We start from the raw sequence: 15,570 nt of genomic DNA, 5'->3' as shown, positions 1-15,570 counted from the left end.
GTATCTTATTGAATGATCTTCATTATCGGTAGCAAGTTCGGTCGGCTTGTCGAGCTGACCGGCTTATACGCCTGTTTCGAGCCTCCCCGATCGCGCGGCGGCCGACCCGGCCGGTTTCCACGGTCGGAAGGGCTTGACGCGCCGGGAAAGGCGTAGGGCCAGCTTCCGGCGCACCTGACGGGAAGAGAGCCGGAAGAAGATGTGCGAACGGCTTGCGAACGAAGCCAAGAACTGCGCCAGGAGCTTGGCGGTGTTGCTGGTCCGGGCCCGGCGGATCGCGGAACCGACGCCGGGTTCATAGGCCAGCATGCCGTCGTAGAGCTGGCGCAGCCGTTCGGCCTGGACGCAGCCGAGCGGAACCACGGCGCGACGCGCCGACGTTGCGAGGCCGGAGACGCGCCGCTTCGGCTTCTGGGCCGCCTGGGAAAGCAGGGCGTGGAGATCGGCAAGCATCGCCCGCTCGATCGACCGGGCGGCTGGTTCCCCGCTGAATCGAGTTTCGGCCGGCGTATCCAGCCCCTCGACGACAAGCCGCCGGCTGCCGTGAAGCAGGATCAGTTGTGCGCAGACACGGCCTTCCAGCGGGTCGACGCCATCGCGGCGCAACGTGTTGGAAAGCGACCGGAGCGGCTGATAGGGAGAGAGGGGAAACCGACTGAACCGATAGTCAGTGTGGCTCCCCGGTACCTGCCGATAGGCGATGAGTTGCACGGTGAGCGCGGCATCCGCGCGCAGGGCGGCATCGGCAGCGTCGAAGCAATCGAGCGGCATCGACGGCAGGCCGAGGCCGGCGTTGGGTGCGTCCATCTGCCAGCCTCCGGCCGAGAGAATCCGGCCGACGAGGTCGGCGCAGTTTTCGGTGCGACGATCCCAGATGAGATGGCCCCGGCGATAGCCCCATTCGATAGCCGCGACCTCCGCCAGCATCGCCGCTTGGCGCGCCGGGGCGATGCCTCTTGCCCTCAGCGACAGGGTCTCACGCCCGTAGGTCATGCCATAAGTGTTGGCATGCACCTGCGAGGGAGAGGGCGAGTGGATGCCGTAAAGATATTCGCCGAGGGTGAGATGCTGCAGGATGGTCGGGTCGCGGTCAGGCCTTGCCAGATGATTGGCGCTGAACACTCTGTCGCCAATGCGTAGGGCGATGTGACCGAACGGATTCTCCATGACGATCCGTTGCGGCGTGCGCGCCGTGGAATAGGAGAGCAGCACCTCGATATCTGCCGGTGCGGTGGCGTCGACCTCCACCAGCGCGGCGTCTATCCCCTCCACCGGCGTGCCGTTTTCCTGACCGAAGTCGGGCGGCAAGGCGTGGATCGACGATGATCCTCCGAGGACGAAATCCAGGATCGGCTCGAGATCGCTGTCCTGCCTATAAGCGGCCTGCGCCGCTCGCATATCGGCGAGGGCTTTCTTGTCGCCGATGAGCCTTCTGACGGTTTCGCCCAACAGAGTTGTCTCCGGCGACACCCACGCCAGGCGGCAGCGGGCGAACATCTCGGCATTTTTCCGTTCGTGCCCGCCGATCACGTCGAGGACAACGGTTGGCGTGCCCAGGCGGAAGGCTTCCGACGGCGTAACGCCGCCGGCCTTGGTGACCACCACGTCGGCCGCTCCGATCAAGCGGGCTGCGGCGGCGTGCGGTACGAGGCCGAGGGGCATCAGCTTCACCGTGGCGGCGAGCGTCGCCGCATGGGCAGAAAGCTTACTTCTCAGCGCCGTGTTGGTGCCGCAGATGGCGACGATCTGCAGGGGATGGTCGAGGGACGCAACTAGGCTGTCGATCATCTGTCGTTGGTCGCCGACGCCATTGCGCCCGGTCATGATCAGGATGGTGAAAACATCCTTTGACAGGCTGTAGTCGGCCAGATCGGTACGACACTCCGTTCGTCCGGCGGTGGGGACGTCGACCGGCATCCCGGTCGACGTGACGCGACTTTCCGGAACGCCTGCCTCCAGCCAGCTCCGCGCCAGTTCGGGATGGGCGACGAAGGTTCGGTCGATCCGTCTGGAGATGCGGGGGAAGTAGCTCACGAAATAGTCGGTATGAACCCATCCTATCGGCGTACTGCCGAGGAGGCCTTGTTCACGAAAGCCGCCCAGAAGCTGCGCCGCGCCATAGTGAGTGGCGAGGATGCTATCCGGCGCCTCGGCCTCGATGAAGGCAAGGACGGCACTGACGTCGTAATTCTGCGAAATGTCGGTCAGGGAGAGAGCATGCGCGCCGCTGTTGCAGAAGGACGCGAACAGCGCATCGAAACTCTGGGGCAGATTGTTGGCGACCAGCCAATAAAGCCTCTCGTCGACAGCCCTCCAGGCGGGGTTCATGAAAGCCCTGATGTCCTTGAAGACAACGCTTGCTGTCGGCTGCCGCTCGACAATTCTCGCTGCGATCGCTTGGGCCACGCTGATATGGCCGTTACCGATCGTCGAATAGAAAACAACCACCTTGGACATCGCTGTGCTCCGCGACGAGTCTCGCCATGCGTACAATCCGATGTCGTCCGCGCTGTTGCAAGAAAATTTACTGAACGTTCGTTAAGTACGATTAATGCGGTGCGGCCCTTATGTCGAGTGTTTTTTTGGCCAGGGTGTCCAGCGAACGCATTCCATTAAATCCGTGCGCGATTTTGATTCATTTACAATTTCGCATTGAGGGGGCAGCCTCCGGACAGACGCAACCATCGATGGTGAGAAGTCGGCCGGAAGTTCCGCTGACGACAACCATGGATGTCAGCGCGCGTGACGGTGCGAAGCAATCGGTGACGCCCATATAACGCGGCGTCACTGGGCTGCCGACTCGCTGCCGGTGAGACGGCACCGAGTGAAGCAGCCGATCGAATTCACCACCGAGTATTCGCTCTCCACGCCGACACTTTGCCTAAACAATGCGCGCCGCCATTCAAGACCCATCCGCCATATTCCGGATCGAGACACGGTGTCGTCGTCTCGCCGCATTCACATGAGGAAGTGACGGCCATAGAGTATTTCTGATTGAAACCCGGAGGACAAAGCAATGGAGGTTTATCTCGACGACCTCCTCGACAAGCTCGAAGCCGCTCACAACGAAAGGTCCCTTCGAGCCGCCCTGCGCGCTTTCACAGATCGCGTCGGTTTCGACTACTTCGCCTTCTTGGAACTACGCGGTCGAAGCGCGACCGCCTTCTCAGACTATCCCGAGGCTTGGCAGTCCCACTACCTCGCCAACGCCTATTCGGCGCGCGATCCCGTTGTCACCGCGGCGCGACGCTCGATGCAGATCACGCGCTGGTCTTACGACGATCCCGCGATTCGTCGGGGATCCCGAGATTGGTCGTTCTTCCACGAGGCGGCCGCGTTCGGATTGCGGTTCGGGCTCTCCATTCCGATCAAGGTCGGCTTCGGCGGAACCTCGATCCTCGCCTTCGCATCCGATCGGCTCCGTCCGGAGAAGGTCCGCCTGGTCGAGCTCGGGCGCGCCCACACCGCCGTCGCCTATCTCCACCTCAAACTCGATCAGTTCGGTGGAGCTGACCTCGTGGCCTTCACTTTCGACCTGAGCCCTCGCGAAACTCTCTGTCTGACGTGGGCCTCCTTCGGCAAGACCATGAAGGACACGGCCGCATTGATCGGTATCGGCGAGCGAACTGTTCGCGGTTACCTCGAGCAGGCACGGGACAAGCTCGGCGCCCGCGATATCAAACACGCGATCCGGATCGCCCTCGAGAACGGCCTCATCTGAAGGGCGTTAATCAACGGCCGGCCTTTCCGTATGGGAGGTCGTCGTCCTCTGGGAGCGTCGGGATCCACCCCAACTCATCTATGAGCATCGAGAGCGCCATCTGCTGGGCCTGTGCCTCGAAGAGCGCCATGCGATAGGCCTCGCGCAGATCCCCCAGTTCGTCCATGTCGGGGTTCGACTCGGCAGCCTTCCGCCATAAGCGATGGTAATGTTCGGCGTTGCGAAGAAGCTCGCGGTGCAGACGCACCGCCTCGATCGTCCGACGCTCGAGATCGTCCTTCGATTGGTCCGTCACGCCATCCACCCGGGGATCGTTGGATCGTCCCTCTTCGGCGTTCTCGTAGCATGAAACCATGAGGCTCGACCACGGTTTGGTCTGCGGTGCGCCCCCGCAGACGTCATCCTTCGACCCCTAGCCGGGGGTTGGAAACCGTGTAGCCGCGGCCCTATGACCTTTAGTACCGAGGCACCTGGACATGCGTCACAGGCCCCCGGCCACAAGCCAGAGGATCTCGGTGCCGAAACGGCCGGCACCAGCCGAGCTACAGGGGTTTCCACGCCCCGGGGCAGCGCGTACTGCCTTGCTCGTCATCATAGAGGGGAGAGAGGGAATCCGCCAGACGGCAGGCGAGCGAGCAACCGTTCGCACGAGAAGAAGTCGAGAGCACTCAAGACAATGGGTTCAGGAGATCCTTCGGGTCGATTTCGAGCGCCCCGGCCAATCGACCCAGAATTGTGATGCTCACGGACACGTCCGAGCGCTCGATCGACCCGACATATCGCGAGCTGAGACCGGCGCGATGCGCCAACTCTTCTTGCGTCAGTTGCCGTTCGTGGCGAATACGACGCAGATTTGCGGCCACGATCTCGTTGAGATTCATGGCTCCAAGAAATCAGATAGGAACGATCATTCCAGGAATGATCGTTCCTATTCGAATCCGGAGATGCTACTTTGTCGCGAGTATGAGATTCGCTTCCCCCAGAAGCTCGAGCGAATGGGCCAGCCGTCGATGGACAACGAAGAGCTCGACAAGTGGCGGCGAGGCGCTTCGGCGGCGGAAGCCGCGATTACGGCCGCCCGACGTTCACGCGACTGGGAACCCCTCGACTTCCTCGCCGCGGCCTTGGGAGTCGGCAACGATCCGGAAGACCGCGGTGCATGGGAGGCGATCTGCGAGGAGCTCTGTCGACCCGGATCGTCGTTCCGATCCATGCAGCGCTGAACCGGCGAACGCTGTCCGACTATCATGTCTTCAAGGATGCTCCTCCCAGGGCGTATCGGAATCGGAAACCAGCGACACTCAAGGTTCAGGCGTGCTCGGCGCGCTTCAGTCGCTGCCTGAGCGATGCCAGCAGGATGCCGATGGTGGTGCCGTTGTGGAGGACGGCGGTGGCGACCGGCGACAGGATGCCGAAGGCGGCCGCGGCGAGGATGGCGCTGTTGAGCCACACCGTCGCACGGTAGTTCCGGCCGATGCGGCGCATCGCCTCGAGGGCGATATCGCGGGCGTCGGCGATGCGTTCGAGGTCGTCCTCGAGCAGGGCGATGTCGGCGGTGAGCCGGGCGATGTCGGCGCCGCACTGCATGGCGATGCCGACATGCGCCCCGGCCAGCGCCGGCGCATCGTTGATGCCGTCGCCGACGAAGGCGATACGGGCACCCTCCGCCGCCAGACGCTCGACGATCGCCGCCTTGTCGTGCGGCATCAACTCGGCGTGAAAGCCGTCGAGCCCGAGGCACTCGGCGAGATCGGCGGCGCGCTCCCGGTGATCGCCGGTCAGCATCAGGACGCGTTTGGCGCCACTCGCCCGCAGCCGGGCGATGGTCGCCGCCGCCGTCGCGCGGACACCGTCGCGAAGCGCCAGGATGCCGATGAGTTCGCCGCCGAAGCCGATGTAGAGCAGCGTCTTGCCCTCGCGGTAGAGCCGATCGATCACCTCCGTGTGCGGGGCGACGTCGATGCCCTCGTCCTCGACGACGAAATGGCGCGAGCCGACGACGATGCGTTTGCCGTCGACCACACTGGCGACGCCGTGGGCGACGATGAACTCGACCTCGCGATGGTCGAAGTGATGATAGTGACCGGTGGCCTGCGCCGCTGTGACGACGGCCATGGCGAGAGGATGGAAATAATGCTCCTCGACCGAGGCGGCGAGGCAGACGAGATCGTCCGGCGAATAGCGGGCATCGAAGGTGACGGCGTCGGTGACCTCGAGCCGACCGGTGGTCAGCGTGCCCGTCTTGTCGAAGACGAAGGTGTCGGCGCTCGCCAGTCGCTCCAACGCCTGCGCGCCCTTGACCAGGATGCCGGAGCGCCCGGCCGCATACATCGCCGACTTGAAGGCGACGGGCGTGGCGAGCTTCAGCGCGCAGGCGTAGTCGGCCTGGAGCACCGAGGCCGCGCGGCGCCAGTCGCCGGAGACGAGGAAGGCGCCGCCGGCGAGCTTCAGCACCAACGGTACGAGGCGGTCGGCGAGCCGCGCCGCCTCGAGCTGCGCCTCGCTCTTGGCGCCGAGGCATTGCTCGACGTAGTCGGCGATGCGGGCCGAGGCGGTCTCGCGGCCGACGTGCTCGGCATAGACGACGAGCCGTCCCTCCTCGACGAGCGTGCCGGAAAGGACCGCGTCGCCGCGCGCCTTGGCGACCGAGACGCTCTCGCCGGTCATCACTGCTTCGTTGACCATCGCTTCGCCGGACAACACCGTGCCGTCGATGGGCACGACGGCCCCGGCCGCGACGACGACGCTGTCGCCGACCGTGACGGCGTCGTGCGGGATCGAGATCTCGGCGCCGTCGCGCAAGATCCAGACAGTGGCGTCGGTCGGGCGCAACAGGCCGGCGAGCATCTCGTCGGCGCGGCGGGCGACACTCTCCTCGAGATGTTCGCCGAGCGTCAGCATGAAGGCCGTCGTGGTGGCGGCAGTGTAGTCGGCGCGGGCCAGAGAGATCGCCACGGCGAGCCCCTCGAGCCCGTGCGAGGTCAGGCCGTTCGCCCGCCAATCCTCGATCGCGTGACCGAGAAGCGGCGCCGTGGTCGACAGTGCCGCCGGCAGGCGCAGGCCCATCGGCACGACATGGACGCCGGCCGTCGCGGCGAGACTGCCGACGACCGCCATCAGGCTCTGATCGGGGCGCCGGCACGCCCCCGCCTCACCCGATGCCGCGCGGCTGCGGAAGGCGAGGCGCAGACGCTCGACGTCGGTGCGCTCTGGATCGAATGTCACGACGAGCGACCGCGCCGCCGCATTGGCGCGAGCCCTCAGCACGCCGTCGACGTCGGTCGCGGTGCGGGCGAGCCGAACCCCGTCGACACCGCAGGGCAGGCGCAGACGCACCCGGCCCGCGACGGCATGGACGACGGCGAAGGGCTCGGCGGCGCAGGTCATGCGATCGGACCCGCCTGTTCGGCGGCGAGTTCGGCCTTCAGGTCCTCGGCCTGCTCCTTCATCTCCTCGAGTCCCGCCGCCATGCCGGCGTAGAGGCGCATCGCCCCCTTCATGATCTTGCCGCGCAGCTCGGCGTCGGAGAGCACCCAGGCACCGGCGGCGCCGAGCGCCAGACCGAGCAGCAACTGTTCGGAGCGGCGCGACGGCAGGAGGCCGCCGAGACCAGCGAGTAGGCCGTTGCCACCGTTCATGCCGGCGCCCCAGCCGTTGCCGTTGCCGCCGAGGCGGCCTTCAAACGCCTTCAGCCGGCGCTGCAGCTTCTTCCACTTCTTGGTCTTGCGGGCCACGTTCGGTCTCCTGTGATGCGAAGAGGGTGGGATCGGTGAGGATCTCGGCGGCCGCGATGGTCGCGGCGCCGACGGCGACGGCGGCGAGCGCCGGGAGGTAGTCGCGACGGCCGAGCGAGGCGGCGGCCGAGGTGCCGGCCGCCAGTGCCGCTCCGCCCTGCAGGGCGCGACGCAGCAGGCGGCGACCGTCGTGCGGCCGGCTCTGCGCTGCCTCGAGAAGTGCCGTCACCACGAAGCCGCGGGCGAAGACGACGCCGAGCGCTTCACGACCGGCGGCACGGGCCTTGCGCCGTTTCATGACGCGGCCTCCGGTGCCTTCTTCGCCGCCTTGCGCGGGGACCGGCGGGCCTTGGGCTTTGCGGCGGGCGGCGCCTCTGCCGGAGCCTCGGCTTCGGCCGTCGCGGACGGCTGGGCGGAAGGCTCGGGCGCGAGCTTCTCACGCAGGCCGGCGGAGGTTCTCTCCACCGCCGTGAGGCCGGAGACGGCCGCTTCGCGCAGGCCGGAGCGGGCGCGATCGAAGCCTTGGCGAGCCTTCTGGCCGATGTCGTCGGCCGATGGCGTGGCGCTCGCATCGAGCGTCGCCGACCTGAGGAGACGAACACCGGCGATGCCGATCACCAGCCCGGTTGCGAAGGTGAGGAGTGGGACCATGGCTGCACCTTTCCTTTCAGACCGTCGCGCCGGCGAAAGCAGCGGCGAGGGCTGCGATGAGCGGGGCCGACGCCGTCGTGCGCCGGCCCGCGAGGAGGTCGACCCAGGCCATCGGTGGAACGGCGGACGGGTCGTAGTCGACGACGCAGGAGCGGGCGAGGAGGTTGACCTTCACCGCGCGGACGCCGACGACGGCGCGCAGTCGTTCCGGCGTAGGGAAGCGGCCGCCGGCGAGAACCGCTGCCGCGGCCGCCTCGTCGGCGAGCTTCAGGCGGATGCGGCCGGGGATGTGATGAGCGATCGTCAAGACTTCGCCGGCGCGCAGCAGAAGATCCGTCGGATCGGTTCGCAGCGGTGCGTTCACGACATCAGCCTCCGGCGATACTGGACGAGATGGAGGGCGAGGACGCCGAGATGGGCGACGCCGAGCGCGGCATGGGCCTTACGGCCGATACCGAGCGCCAGGAGCGATCCGCCGAGGGTGGCGAGCATCGCGACGTTCACCGGCACGCGGATTCTGCGATAGGTCGTAGCGAAGCGGGTGCGTGCCGACGGGCGTGGCGGCGCGGCGGTATCGACCCGAGGGGCGTTCCGCTCGTCGAGATCGGGATCCTCGATCGACGGCTCGCCCCCCTCGAACCCGGCGATCTCGACCAGGGAAGTCCAGGCGAGGTCTTCCGCCTCGCGCGGCGTCAGGACGGCGCCGTCGTAGAGGACGAGGATCCCGGCGGTACGCGGGTTGCCGGTCACCGAGGTGACGCCCGGGCGCGCGGCGAGCGCCTCCACGACGCTGGTGACGACGGTCGCTCGGCCGAGCGCGGCGTGGCGAAGCCGCAGGCGACCGGGGACATGGGACGCGATCGAGGCGGTCCGGTTGCGCATCATGGAGCAGCCTTTCCCTTCACTGGTTTCGGAATCCGGGCGCGGGCGAGCTTGCGCCCTCCCGCCATTCCCAGATCTCCGTCGCGTGGCAGTCGTGGCCGGAACAGCTGCCGCAACGCGCCGTCTCCGCCAGCCGGGCAACGCGCCCCTTGGCTTCGAACCGTCCCAGCGCATCGCGCACCGCGGCGGGATCGGCGTCGAAGTGGAGCGCCAGTTCGTCGAGCGAGGCCGAGCCTCGCTCGACGAGATGCGCCCTGAGCGCGGACAGGGTGAGCATCCGATCCTCCTATTCCGCCGGCTGCGCCATCAGGCGACGGACCTGGAGCCGTCCGACCGCCCACATCGATCCGACCGCGACGGCGAAGCTCGCCGCCACGATCGTCAGCCAGAAGGTCGCCGTCGCCGGATCGCGGGGGTAAGTCGCCGCCTGATAGAAGCCGACCGCCACCAGCCAACCGACGGCGCTGTTCCAAACCGTGGAGAAGGCGGTCCAGCCGAGGCCGAGTTCGTGCCGGATGGCGCCGAGCGCGGCGACGCAGGGCGTATAGAGCAGGATCAGCAGCATGTAGGCGAAGGCCCCGGCGAGCCCGTCGAAGCGCGCCTGCATGGCGCCGAAGGTGCGACCCGCGACCTTCAGCTTCTCGGCCGCCGCCGCCTCGTCGCCGACATAGCCGACGTCGATGCCGAGCGGATCGAGCAGTGCCCCACCGAGTTCGGAGGCCTTGGCCGGGATGGTGGCGACGGCCGCTTGCAGCTTGTCGGAGAGCGAGGCCGGCGCCTCGTCCGCTTCCGCCTTGGCTTCGCCGGCCTCGTCCTCGCCGAGCTGGGCGTAGAGGGCGTTGAGCGTGCCGACGACCGCCTCCTTGGCGAAGATGCCGGTGAAGAGCCCGACCGCTGCCGGCCAGTTCTCTTCACGCACGCCCATCGGCTCGAATACCGGCACCAATTCGCGACTGATCACCGCGAGGACGGAATCCTTGGTGTTCTCCTTGCCGATCGAACCGTCGGTTCCCATGGCGGCGAGCACGCTCAGCACCATGACGATCGGCACGATCACCTGGCCGGCGCGGAAGATGAAGTCGGAGAGCCGCTGCCAAGCCTGGAGGAGCACGGTCCGGCCGGTCGGCACGTGATAGGGCGGCAGCTCCATGACGAAGGGTGTCGGCTCGCCCGGCAGCAGCGTCGACTTCAGGATCAGGCCGGTGAGCACGGCGAAGCCGAGGCCGGCGAGATAGAGGGCGAAGACGACGTTCTGTCCGCTCGTCGGGAAGAAGGCGGCGGCGAAGAGGGCGAAGACCGGCAGCCGCGCGCCGCAGGAGACGAAGGGCGCCATCATCGAGGTCATGATGCGGTCGCGGCGGCTCTCCAGCGTCCGCGTCGCCATGATCGCTGGGACGTTGCAGCCGAAGCCGACGATCAACGGCACGAAGGATTTGCCCGGCAGACCGATCGCCCGCATCAGCCGATCCATGACGAAAGCCGCCCGCGCCATGTAGCCGGAGTCTTCGAGGACCGAAAGAAACAGGAACAGGCAGGCGATGATCGGAATGAAGGTCGACAGCGTCTGGATGCCGCTGCCGAGGCCCTTGGCGATCGCCTGCAGCCATTCCGGCGCGCCGATCGCGGCGAGGCCGTTCCCGACCGCGTCGACCGCGATCGCCCCCATCGCCTGATCGAAGAAGTCGACGAAGACGCCGCCGACCGAGATGGTGAAGAGGAACATCAGATACATCATGAAGAGGAAGATCGGCACGCCGAGGAAACGGTCGAGCACGATCCGGTCGAGCATCTGGGTGAACGAGGCGGAGAGCCGCCGCGTCCGGCGATGTGCCGCCTCCATCAACGCCCCGACCAAGCGATAGCGGCCGTCGGCGACGACGATGTCGGCCTCGTCGCCGTCCTGCTCCTCGATCGCGGCGCGGGCGGCGGCGATCTCCGCGTCGAGCCGGCCGGCGGCGAGCGCCTCGGCGCGGTCGTCGCCCTCGATCAGCTTGAGCGCCAGCCAGTCGGCGGGGATGCCGGAGCGGGCGGCCTCGGTGACGAGCTTCGGCGCGAGATCGGCGACGCCGGCGCGAACCGATGCCGTGTGGTCCGGCCGCAGGCGGGGCGCGCGCGCCGCCGACACCGCCTCGGCGACGGCGGTCTTCAGGTCCTCGGCGCCGAGGCCGCGGCTGGCGACGAAGGGGACGACCGGACAACCGAGGGCGCGCGACAGCGCCGTCGCGTCGATCGCCACGCCGCCACGCTCGGCGAGATCGACCATGTTGAGCACGACGACGATCGGCACGCCGAGTTCGCAGAGCTGGGCAGTCAGGTAGAGATTGCGTTCGAGGTTGGAGGCGTCGACGATGTCGACCACCACCTTCGCCTCGCCGGAGAGGACGTAGTCGCGGGCGACCCGCTCGTCCTCCGCACCGCGCCCGACGGCGCCGATCATGTAGACGCCCGGCAGGTCGACGAGATCGTAGATCTGCCCATGGAAGGCGTAGGAGCCGACCTTCTTCTCCACCGTCACCCCCGGCCAGTTACCGACCTTCTGGGTGGCGCCGGTGAGGAGGTTGAAGAGCGTGGTCTTGCCGCAATTGGGATTGCCGACGACGGCGACGGTATGACGTTCGCGCCCACTCATGACACGCGCTCCAGCTCGAGGACGGAGGCCTCGTCCCGGCGCAGCGTCAGGGCGAAGTCACGGACGGAGATCTCGATCGGATCGCCGAGCGGCGCGACCCGCTTCAGCGTGAAGGCGACACCGGGCGTCAGCCCCATGGCGAGGAGCCGTTGGCGATAGCCGCGATCGCCGCGCGACAGACCGACGATGCGGGCACTGTCGCCGGGCTTCATCGAACGAATGGAAAGGGACACGATCGCTCCTCCTCGCGACGATCATCGTCGGGCGCAATGAGCCCTGGCGATGTCGTCGGGTTGTCGGGAGCGTGGCCGGGTGGCTGGCGAGGTCGATGCCCAAACTGGCTGCCTGCACGCATGCGGAACCTGCGCCGCCTCAGCACCGTCGGCCATGATGCAAATCAATCGCGCTCGCGATCACCATCGTTTCCGGCCGGTGAAGTAGGGGCGGCGAACCATGCCCGACCGACGACCTCCTCCCACGTCGTAGTGTCGCCAGTCCCGCTCTCTTAAAATATGCAATTGCAAGTCATTCGCAATTATTCAATGATGGTCTTGCCCACGCTTCGCCGCGACTCTGCCCCCGCGCAGGGTCGAACCCGCCTACGCACACCAGGACGAGAAGACGGTATGAGCGTGAATGTGATCTACGGCTCCGATGGCGGAGCGACCAAGGCGGTGGCCTCGCGCATCGCCAAGCGCGTGCAGGGACGTGTCATCGACATCAAGGACGCCGCAACGGCGGACTTCGAAACCTGCAACCTGCTGATCCTCGGCTCGCCGACCTATGGCAACGGTGACCTCCAGGCCGACTGGGAGGCCCATCTCGACAAACTCCAGGAAGCGAACCTCGCCGGGCGCCGCATCGCGCTCTTCGGCACCGGAGATCAGGAGACCTATCCGGAGAGCTTCGTCGACGCCATGGGCATCCTCTACGACATCGTGGTCGAGCGCGGGGCGACGGTGGTCGGCTTCACCGACACGACCGGGTATTCCCACATCGCGTCGACCGCCGAGCGCGACGGCCGCTTTGTCGGCCTGGCGCTCGACCCCGATACGCAGTCCTCCAAGACCAACCCGAGGATCGAGGCATGGATCGCCGCTCTGATCTGACGGCGGCGACGCTGAAGATCTTCTATCACCATCTCTACGAACTCGCCAAGGGGCTCCGCCCCTTGGCCATGATGACGCTGTCGTCCGAGGGGGCCGGCACCGTCGTCACCGAACTCGTCGGCTCGGGCACACCCCATCATGTGCAACGCGCCTGTCGCAACAAGGTCAATGTCGTGTTCGGCCGCCCGTCGGCCGTCGCCACCGCGCGACGGCTGCTCGAGCGACGCCTCTGCGATCTGACCGACGAACAGGACTTCATGTTGGGCATTTTGCTCGGCTACGACCGCGAGCAGCAGTGCCTGCGCTATCTCGCACGGGTGGAAACGGCGGCAGTTCAGCCGGCCGAACCGGCAGAAGCCCCCGTGGGCGTTCTCCATTGAGCATCGGCCGGAGACCAGAGTGAGGAGATCGCGTCATGTGTCCGAAGTGCCGTAGACCGGATGGTCTGATCAGGCGTTCCAACGGCGGCGGCGCGACCGAAGTTGCGGTCATGGCCGGATCGCCGACTTCGGTGTTCGCGCCATCGGCCGACCGATCGGCGGCGACGCTGCCGCTTCCCGTGGCGGAGGGGCATGACCCGGTATCGACGCGTTCGCGCGAAGGGCGTCGACGGCGTTTGTGGGAATTGCCCAACGGCTGGCAGTGTTCCGTCATCGGCACCTGTCTACGCCTCGGCGACCTGCGCCGCACCGCCGTCCGGCTCGGTCTCTACGTCGGCGCCGAAACGCTCAACGACTACGAACTCCATGGCTATTTCGTCCATGACGCCAAGATCGACGGGCGTGTCGGGCGCATCCTCCAGAAGATGTTGGAGAGCGAGCACGAGGGCACCGTGCGGCGGTTCTCGCGCTGCCGCGACGTCGCCGAACTGGGAAGAGCCTGGGACGAGGCGGTAGAGAAGGGCGAAGTCGCTTCGGCCTACTGGGCGGCGATGACCCACCCGGCCCTCGACGAGGCGCTCGAGACGCGGCTCTTCGGCGAGGTCCACATGGTGTCGCACCTCACCGGCGCCTCCCATCGGGGAGAGTTGCGGGCGCTCGCGACGCTCACCCGCGAGCGCGACCAGCTCTCCGACAGATTGCGTCGCTCGGAACTGGACCGCCTCGAGGCGGTGACGTCCCGCGACGCGGAGATCGGCCGCCTCGTCGGGTTACTCGGCGAAGCCGAACGCGCGGCGACCGTGGCCACCACCGAATGTGCGCGATTGAGCGCCCAAATCGACGGCGACGAGATCCGGCGACTGACTCTGTCGGTGGAGGAGGCGACGCGTCGCCTGGTGGCGATGGAACGCGACCTCGACGAGAAGGGAAGGCTCCTCTCGGAAGGCACCGCCGAACGCCGTCGGCTCCAGGACGAGAACCGCGATCTGCTGATGGAGCTGGCGCGTGCCGAACGGGCCCTCCAGACGATCGCTCCGGAGACCGAGGAGAGCGCCGATGAGATCCGGGTCGATCTCGCCGGGCGGCGCATCCTCTACGTCGGCGGCCGGAAGAGCACGGTGTCCCACGCCAAGCGCCTGGTCGAACGCTGCAACGGTTGCCTGCTCCATCACGACGGCGGGCTCGAACAGTCGGTCGCCGAGTTGGAGAACACTCTGATGGGGGCGGATGCCGTCGTCTTCCCCGTCGACTGCGTCAGTCACAACGCCATCAACTGTGTGAAGCGGTTGTGCGAGCGCCGCGCCATGCCGTTCCGCGCTCTGCGCTCGAGCGGCCTCGGTTCGCTCGTCGATGTCCTCGGAGATCTCGCCTCCTGACCCCCGTGGGCAGGCGAGCCTCGTGGCGGGTCCGGTGCGCCCTCACCGGATCCGCCACGCCACACTCGTCACGAGCCGTCCCGGCGCCGCCGAAGCGACGTCATTCACCGGCGACTTCGGCGATCACGCGATCGACGAGACGAAAGACGCCGGCGATGACACCGCAGAAAGTCGCTTGCTCGGTCGGCGGTGTCCTTGCGCCCAGACCCTCGGAACGATCTGCGTCGGGCACATCCGTGATCATGCTGATCTCCATGAGGTGTCGTCGTTGTTGCGACTGCTTCGCAATAGCAATATAACAGAACTCGATGATCGGAGAAGCCCTCCCGGTCGCAGCGGCATCACTTCGGGAAGGGGGTGTCGCGACATCGTGGAGCTCGCCAAGCATGACCTCAAAGGAACGTCGACCGGTCGATCCCGACGACACTCGACGCGGCGTCGAGATCGGCCCGCCCGTCTGGTCCATCGAGACGCTGGTCGGGCAGGGGCGCGAGGCGCTCATCCTGCACGAGGGCGACACCTATCGGCTGCGCATCACTTCGAAGCGCCGCCTGATCTTGACCAAGTGACGGTCCCCGACGGCCCTGTCCGACAGAAAGTAACCGCCATGTTCATCGCCATGAATCGCTTTCGCATCGCCGAAGGCCGCGAGGTCGAATTCGAGACCCGCTGGAAGGCGCGCGAGAGTCGCTTGCTGCAACAGACCGGCTTCCTCGGCTTTCATCTCCTGCGTGACGCTACACGCGGCGATCACACCCTCTACGCCACCCACACCGTCTGGGCGAACCGCGCCGCTTTCGAGACCTGGACGCGGTCGGACGATTTCGTCGCCTCCCATCGCGGTGCGGAGAGCTTCGCCGCCCTGATGACCGGGCCGTCGGAATTCGAAGGGTTCGACGCGGTCTTCACCATCGCCGCGCCGGATGTCGGCTGACGGTTCTCGGCGAACCGACCTCGGTGACGGCGAAATCCCGTCGTCCCGATCGGGAGAAACGCGATGCGCGTGTTCTTCGGCAAGACGCCCGAGAGTCCACGAGATCGCGACCTACCCGGCGAAGCTTCGCCCCGCCGAAGCGAACCGATGCAAC

The 15,570-nt window shown here is 66.8% G+C and carries 20 protein-coding genes; 7 read left to right on the top strand and 13 right to left on the bottom strand.

The genetic code is table 11. From position 1 onward, the window contains the following. Positions 1 to 63 precede the first annotated feature (63 nt). A complete protein-coding gene (locus tag V7Q42_RS13305; protein ID WP_333824576.1) occupies positions 64 to 2,457 on the bottom strand; it encodes an MGDG synthase family glycosyltransferase in 2,394 nt (797 codons plus the stop codon). A 559-nt stretch (positions 2,458 to 3,016) separates the two neighbouring features. Here V7Q42_RS13305 and V7Q42_RS13300 point away from each other — a divergent pair. Then, positions 3,017 to 3,721, top strand: a complete 705-nt coding sequence (locus V7Q42_RS13300) for an autoinducer binding domain-containing protein (RefSeq protein WP_333824575.1) — start codon at positions 3,017 to 3,019, stop codon at positions 3,719 to 3,721. A 10-nt stretch (positions 3,722 to 3,731) separates the two neighbouring features. Here V7Q42_RS13300 and V7Q42_RS13295 read toward each other — a convergent pair whose 3' ends face one another. Then, entirely contained in the window at positions 3,732 to 4,076 is a 345-nt protein-coding gene (locus tag V7Q42_RS13295) for a transcriptional repressor TraM (protein ID WP_333824574.1), read from the bottom strand. Between the two features lie 313 nt (positions 4,077 to 4,389). Further along, positions 4,390 to 4,602 carry a helix-turn-helix domain-containing protein gene (locus V7Q42_RS13290; protein WP_333824573.1) on the bottom strand — a complete coding sequence of 71 codons (213 nt, stop codon included), beginning with the start codon at positions 4,600 to 4,602 and terminating at the stop codon, positions 4,390 to 4,392. Between V7Q42_RS13290 and V7Q42_RS13285 the strand changes: the two genes are divergently transcribed. After that, on the top strand, positions 4,522 to 4,944 hold the full coding sequence (locus tag V7Q42_RS13285) for a hypothetical protein (protein WP_333824610.1): 423 nt from the start codon (positions 4,522 to 4,524) through the stop codon (positions 4,942 to 4,944). The two genes, V7Q42_RS13290 and V7Q42_RS13285, sit on opposite strands and share 81 nt — an antisense overlap. Positions 4,945 to 5,029: 85 nt before the next feature. Here V7Q42_RS13285 and V7Q42_RS13280 read toward each other — a convergent pair whose 3' ends face one another. The 9 genes from V7Q42_RS13280 to V7Q42_RS13240 are packed head-to-tail and all read right to left on the bottom strand — an operon-like array spanning position 5,030 to position 11,850. Further along, on the bottom strand, positions 5,030 to 7,108 hold the full coding sequence (locus V7Q42_RS13280; protein WP_333824572.1) for a heavy metal translocating P-type ATPase: 2,079 nt from the start codon (positions 7,106 to 7,108) through the stop codon (positions 5,030 to 5,032). After that, on the bottom strand, positions 7,105 to 7,455 hold the full coding sequence (locus V7Q42_RS13275) for a YtxH domain-containing protein (RefSeq protein WP_333824571.1): 351 nt from the start codon (positions 7,453 to 7,455) through the stop codon (positions 7,105 to 7,107). Before V7Q42_RS13275 ends, V7Q42_RS13280 begins: the two co-directional genes overlap by 4 nt. Then, entirely contained in the window at positions 7,400 to 7,753 is a 354-nt protein-coding gene (locus V7Q42_RS13270) for a hypothetical protein (RefSeq protein WP_333824570.1), read from the bottom strand. The genes V7Q42_RS13275 and V7Q42_RS13270 overlap by 56 nt, the downstream gene beginning before the upstream one ends. Next, complete coding sequence (locus V7Q42_RS13265) at positions 7,750 to 8,106, bottom strand: hypothetical protein (RefSeq protein WP_333824569.1); 357 nt, start codon at positions 8,104 to 8,106, stop codon at positions 7,750 to 7,752. Before V7Q42_RS13265 ends, V7Q42_RS13270 begins: the two co-directional genes overlap by 4 nt. Positions 8,107 to 8,122: 16 nt before the next feature. Then, positions 8,123 to 8,470 (bottom strand): cation transporter, encoded by a 348-nt coding sequence (locus tag V7Q42_RS13260; RefSeq protein WP_333824568.1) that lies wholly within the window; start codon positions 8,468 to 8,470, stop codon positions 8,123 to 8,125. Continuing rightward, a complete protein-coding gene (locus V7Q42_RS13255; protein ID WP_333824567.1) occupies positions 8,467 to 8,991 on the bottom strand; it encodes a hypothetical protein in 525 nt (174 codons plus the stop codon). Before V7Q42_RS13255 ends, V7Q42_RS13260 begins: the two co-directional genes overlap by 4 nt. A 16-nt stretch (positions 8,992 to 9,007) precedes the next feature. Then, positions 9,008 to 9,265, bottom strand: a complete 258-nt coding sequence (locus tag V7Q42_RS13250) for a FeoC-like transcriptional regulator (protein WP_333824566.1) — start codon at positions 9,263 to 9,265, stop codon at positions 9,008 to 9,010. A gap of 9 nt (positions 9,266 to 9,274) precedes the next feature. Next, positions 9,275 to 11,617 (bottom strand): Fe(2+) transporter permease subunit FeoB, encoded by a 2,343-nt coding sequence (gene feoB / locus V7Q42_RS13245; protein ID WP_333824565.1) that lies wholly within the window; start codon positions 11,615 to 11,617, stop codon positions 9,275 to 9,277. After that, positions 11,614 to 11,850: a FeoA family protein gene (locus V7Q42_RS13240; RefSeq protein WP_333824564.1), complete on the bottom strand. Its 237-nt coding sequence runs from the start codon at positions 11,848 to 11,850 to the stop codon at positions 11,614 to 11,616. Before V7Q42_RS13240 ends, feoB begins: the two co-directional genes overlap by 4 nt. A gap of 393 nt (positions 11,851 to 12,243) precedes the next feature. Here V7Q42_RS13240 and fldA point away from each other — a divergent pair, with 393 nt between their 5' ends. The 3 genes from fldA (at position 12,244) to V7Q42_RS13225 (ending at position 14,482) form a co-directional block, all read left to right on the top strand. Then, positions 12,244 to 12,726 (top strand): flavodoxin FldA, encoded by a 483-nt coding sequence (gene fldA / locus V7Q42_RS13235; protein ID WP_333824563.1) that lies wholly within the window; start codon positions 12,244 to 12,246, stop codon positions 12,724 to 12,726. Further along, on the top strand, positions 12,705 to 13,106 hold the full coding sequence (locus tag V7Q42_RS13230) for a DUF2023 family protein (protein ID WP_333824562.1): 402 nt from the start codon (positions 12,705 to 12,707) through the stop codon (positions 13,104 to 13,106). Before fldA ends, V7Q42_RS13230 begins: the two co-directional genes overlap by 22 nt. A gap of 236 nt (positions 13,107 to 13,342) precedes the next feature. Next, positions 13,343 to 14,482, top strand: a complete 1,140-nt coding sequence (locus V7Q42_RS13225) for a DUF2325 domain-containing protein (protein WP_333824561.1) — start codon at positions 13,343 to 13,345, stop codon at positions 14,480 to 14,482. Positions 14,483 to 14,582: 100 nt separating this feature from the next. On the opposite strand, the gene V7Q42_RS13220 is transcribed toward V7Q42_RS13225, so the two are convergent. After that, positions 14,583 to 14,738: a hypothetical protein gene (locus tag V7Q42_RS13220; protein WP_333824560.1), complete on the bottom strand. Its 156-nt coding sequence runs from the start codon at positions 14,736 to 14,738 to the stop codon at positions 14,583 to 14,585. A gap of 130 nt (positions 14,739 to 14,868) precedes the next feature. Between V7Q42_RS13220 and hemP the strand changes: the two genes are divergently transcribed. Beyond that, positions 14,869 to 15,051 carry a hemin uptake protein HemP gene (gene hemP, locus V7Q42_RS13215; RefSeq protein WP_333824559.1) on the top strand — a complete coding sequence of 61 codons (183 nt, stop codon included), beginning with the start codon at positions 14,869 to 14,871 and terminating at the stop codon, positions 15,049 to 15,051. A 38-nt stretch (positions 15,052 to 15,089) separates the two neighbouring features. After that, complete coding sequence (locus tag V7Q42_RS13210) at positions 15,090 to 15,416, top strand: antibiotic biosynthesis monooxygenase family protein (RefSeq protein ID WP_333824558.1); 327 nt, start codon at positions 15,090 to 15,092, stop codon at positions 15,414 to 15,416. The last annotated feature ends 154 nt before the right edge of the window (positions 15,417 to 15,570 follow it).

Source organism: Pinisolibacter sp. (assembly GCF_036782435.1).
GTDB lineage: Bacteria > Pseudomonadota > Alphaproteobacteria > Rhizobiales > Ancalomicrobiaceae > CALBKH01.
Note: the sequence above shows the minus strand (reverse complement) of the source record. Positions and strands in the feature narration are given on the sequence as shown.

Bases quoted from the DNA above. Each gene is read 5' to 3' on its own strand.
- V7Q42_RS13290 (WP_333824573.1), bottom strand. From the start codon at position 4,602: ATGAATCTCAACGAGATCGTGGCCGCAAATCTGCGTCGTATTCGCCAC.
- V7Q42_RS13300 (WP_333824575.1), top strand. From the start codon at position 3,017: ATGGAGGTTTATCTCGACGACCTCCTCGACAAGCTCGAAGCCGCTCAC.
- V7Q42_RS13285 (WP_333824610.1), top strand. From the start codon at position 4,522: ATGCGCCAACTCTTCTTGCGTCAGTTGCCGTTCGTGGCGAATACGACG.
- V7Q42_RS13250 (WP_333824566.1), bottom strand. From the start codon at position 9,265: ATGCTCACCCTGTCCGCGCTCAGGGCGCATCTCGTCGAGCGAGGCTCG.
- V7Q42_RS13280 (WP_333824572.1), bottom strand. From the start codon at position 7,108: ATGACCTGCGCCGCCGAGCCCTTCGCCGTCGTCCATGCCGTCGCGGGC.
- feoB (WP_333824565.1), bottom strand. From the start codon at position 11,617: ATGAGTGGGCGCGAACGTCATACCGTCGCCGTCGTCGGCAATCCCAAT.
- V7Q42_RS13255 (WP_333824567.1), bottom strand. From the start codon at position 8,991: ATGATGCGCAACCGGACCGCCTCGATCGCGTCCCATGTCCCCGGTCGC.
- V7Q42_RS13220 (WP_333824560.1), bottom strand. From the start codon at position 14,738: ATGGAGATCAGCATGATCACGGATGTGCCCGACGCAGATCGTTCCGAG.
- V7Q42_RS13295 (WP_333824574.1), bottom strand. From the start codon at position 4,076: ATGGTTTCATGCTACGAGAACGCCGAAGAGGGACGATCCAACGATCCC.
- V7Q42_RS13210 (WP_333824558.1), top strand. From the start codon at position 15,090: ATGTTCATCGCCATGAATCGCTTTCGCATCGCCGAAGGCCGCGAGGTC.
- fldA (WP_333824563.1), top strand. From the start codon at position 12,244: ATGAGCGTGAATGTGATCTACGGCTCCGATGGCGGAGCGACCAAGGCG.
- V7Q42_RS13305 (WP_333824576.1), bottom strand. From the start codon at position 2,457: ATGTCCAAGGTGGTTGTTTTCTATTCGACGATCGGTAACGGCCATATC.
- V7Q42_RS13265 (WP_333824569.1), bottom strand. From the start codon at position 8,106: ATGGTCCCACTCCTCACCTTCGCAACCGGGCTGGTGATCGGCATCGCC.
- V7Q42_RS13270 (WP_333824570.1), bottom strand. From the start codon at position 7,753: ATGAAACGGCGCAAGGCCCGTGCCGCCGGTCGTGAAGCGCTCGGCGTC.
- V7Q42_RS13230 (WP_333824562.1), top strand. From the start codon at position 12,705: ATGGATCGCCGCTCTGATCTGACGGCGGCGACGCTGAAGATCTTCTAT.
- hemP (WP_333824559.1), top strand. From the start codon at position 14,869: ATGACCTCAAAGGAACGTCGACCGGTCGATCCCGACGACACTCGACGC.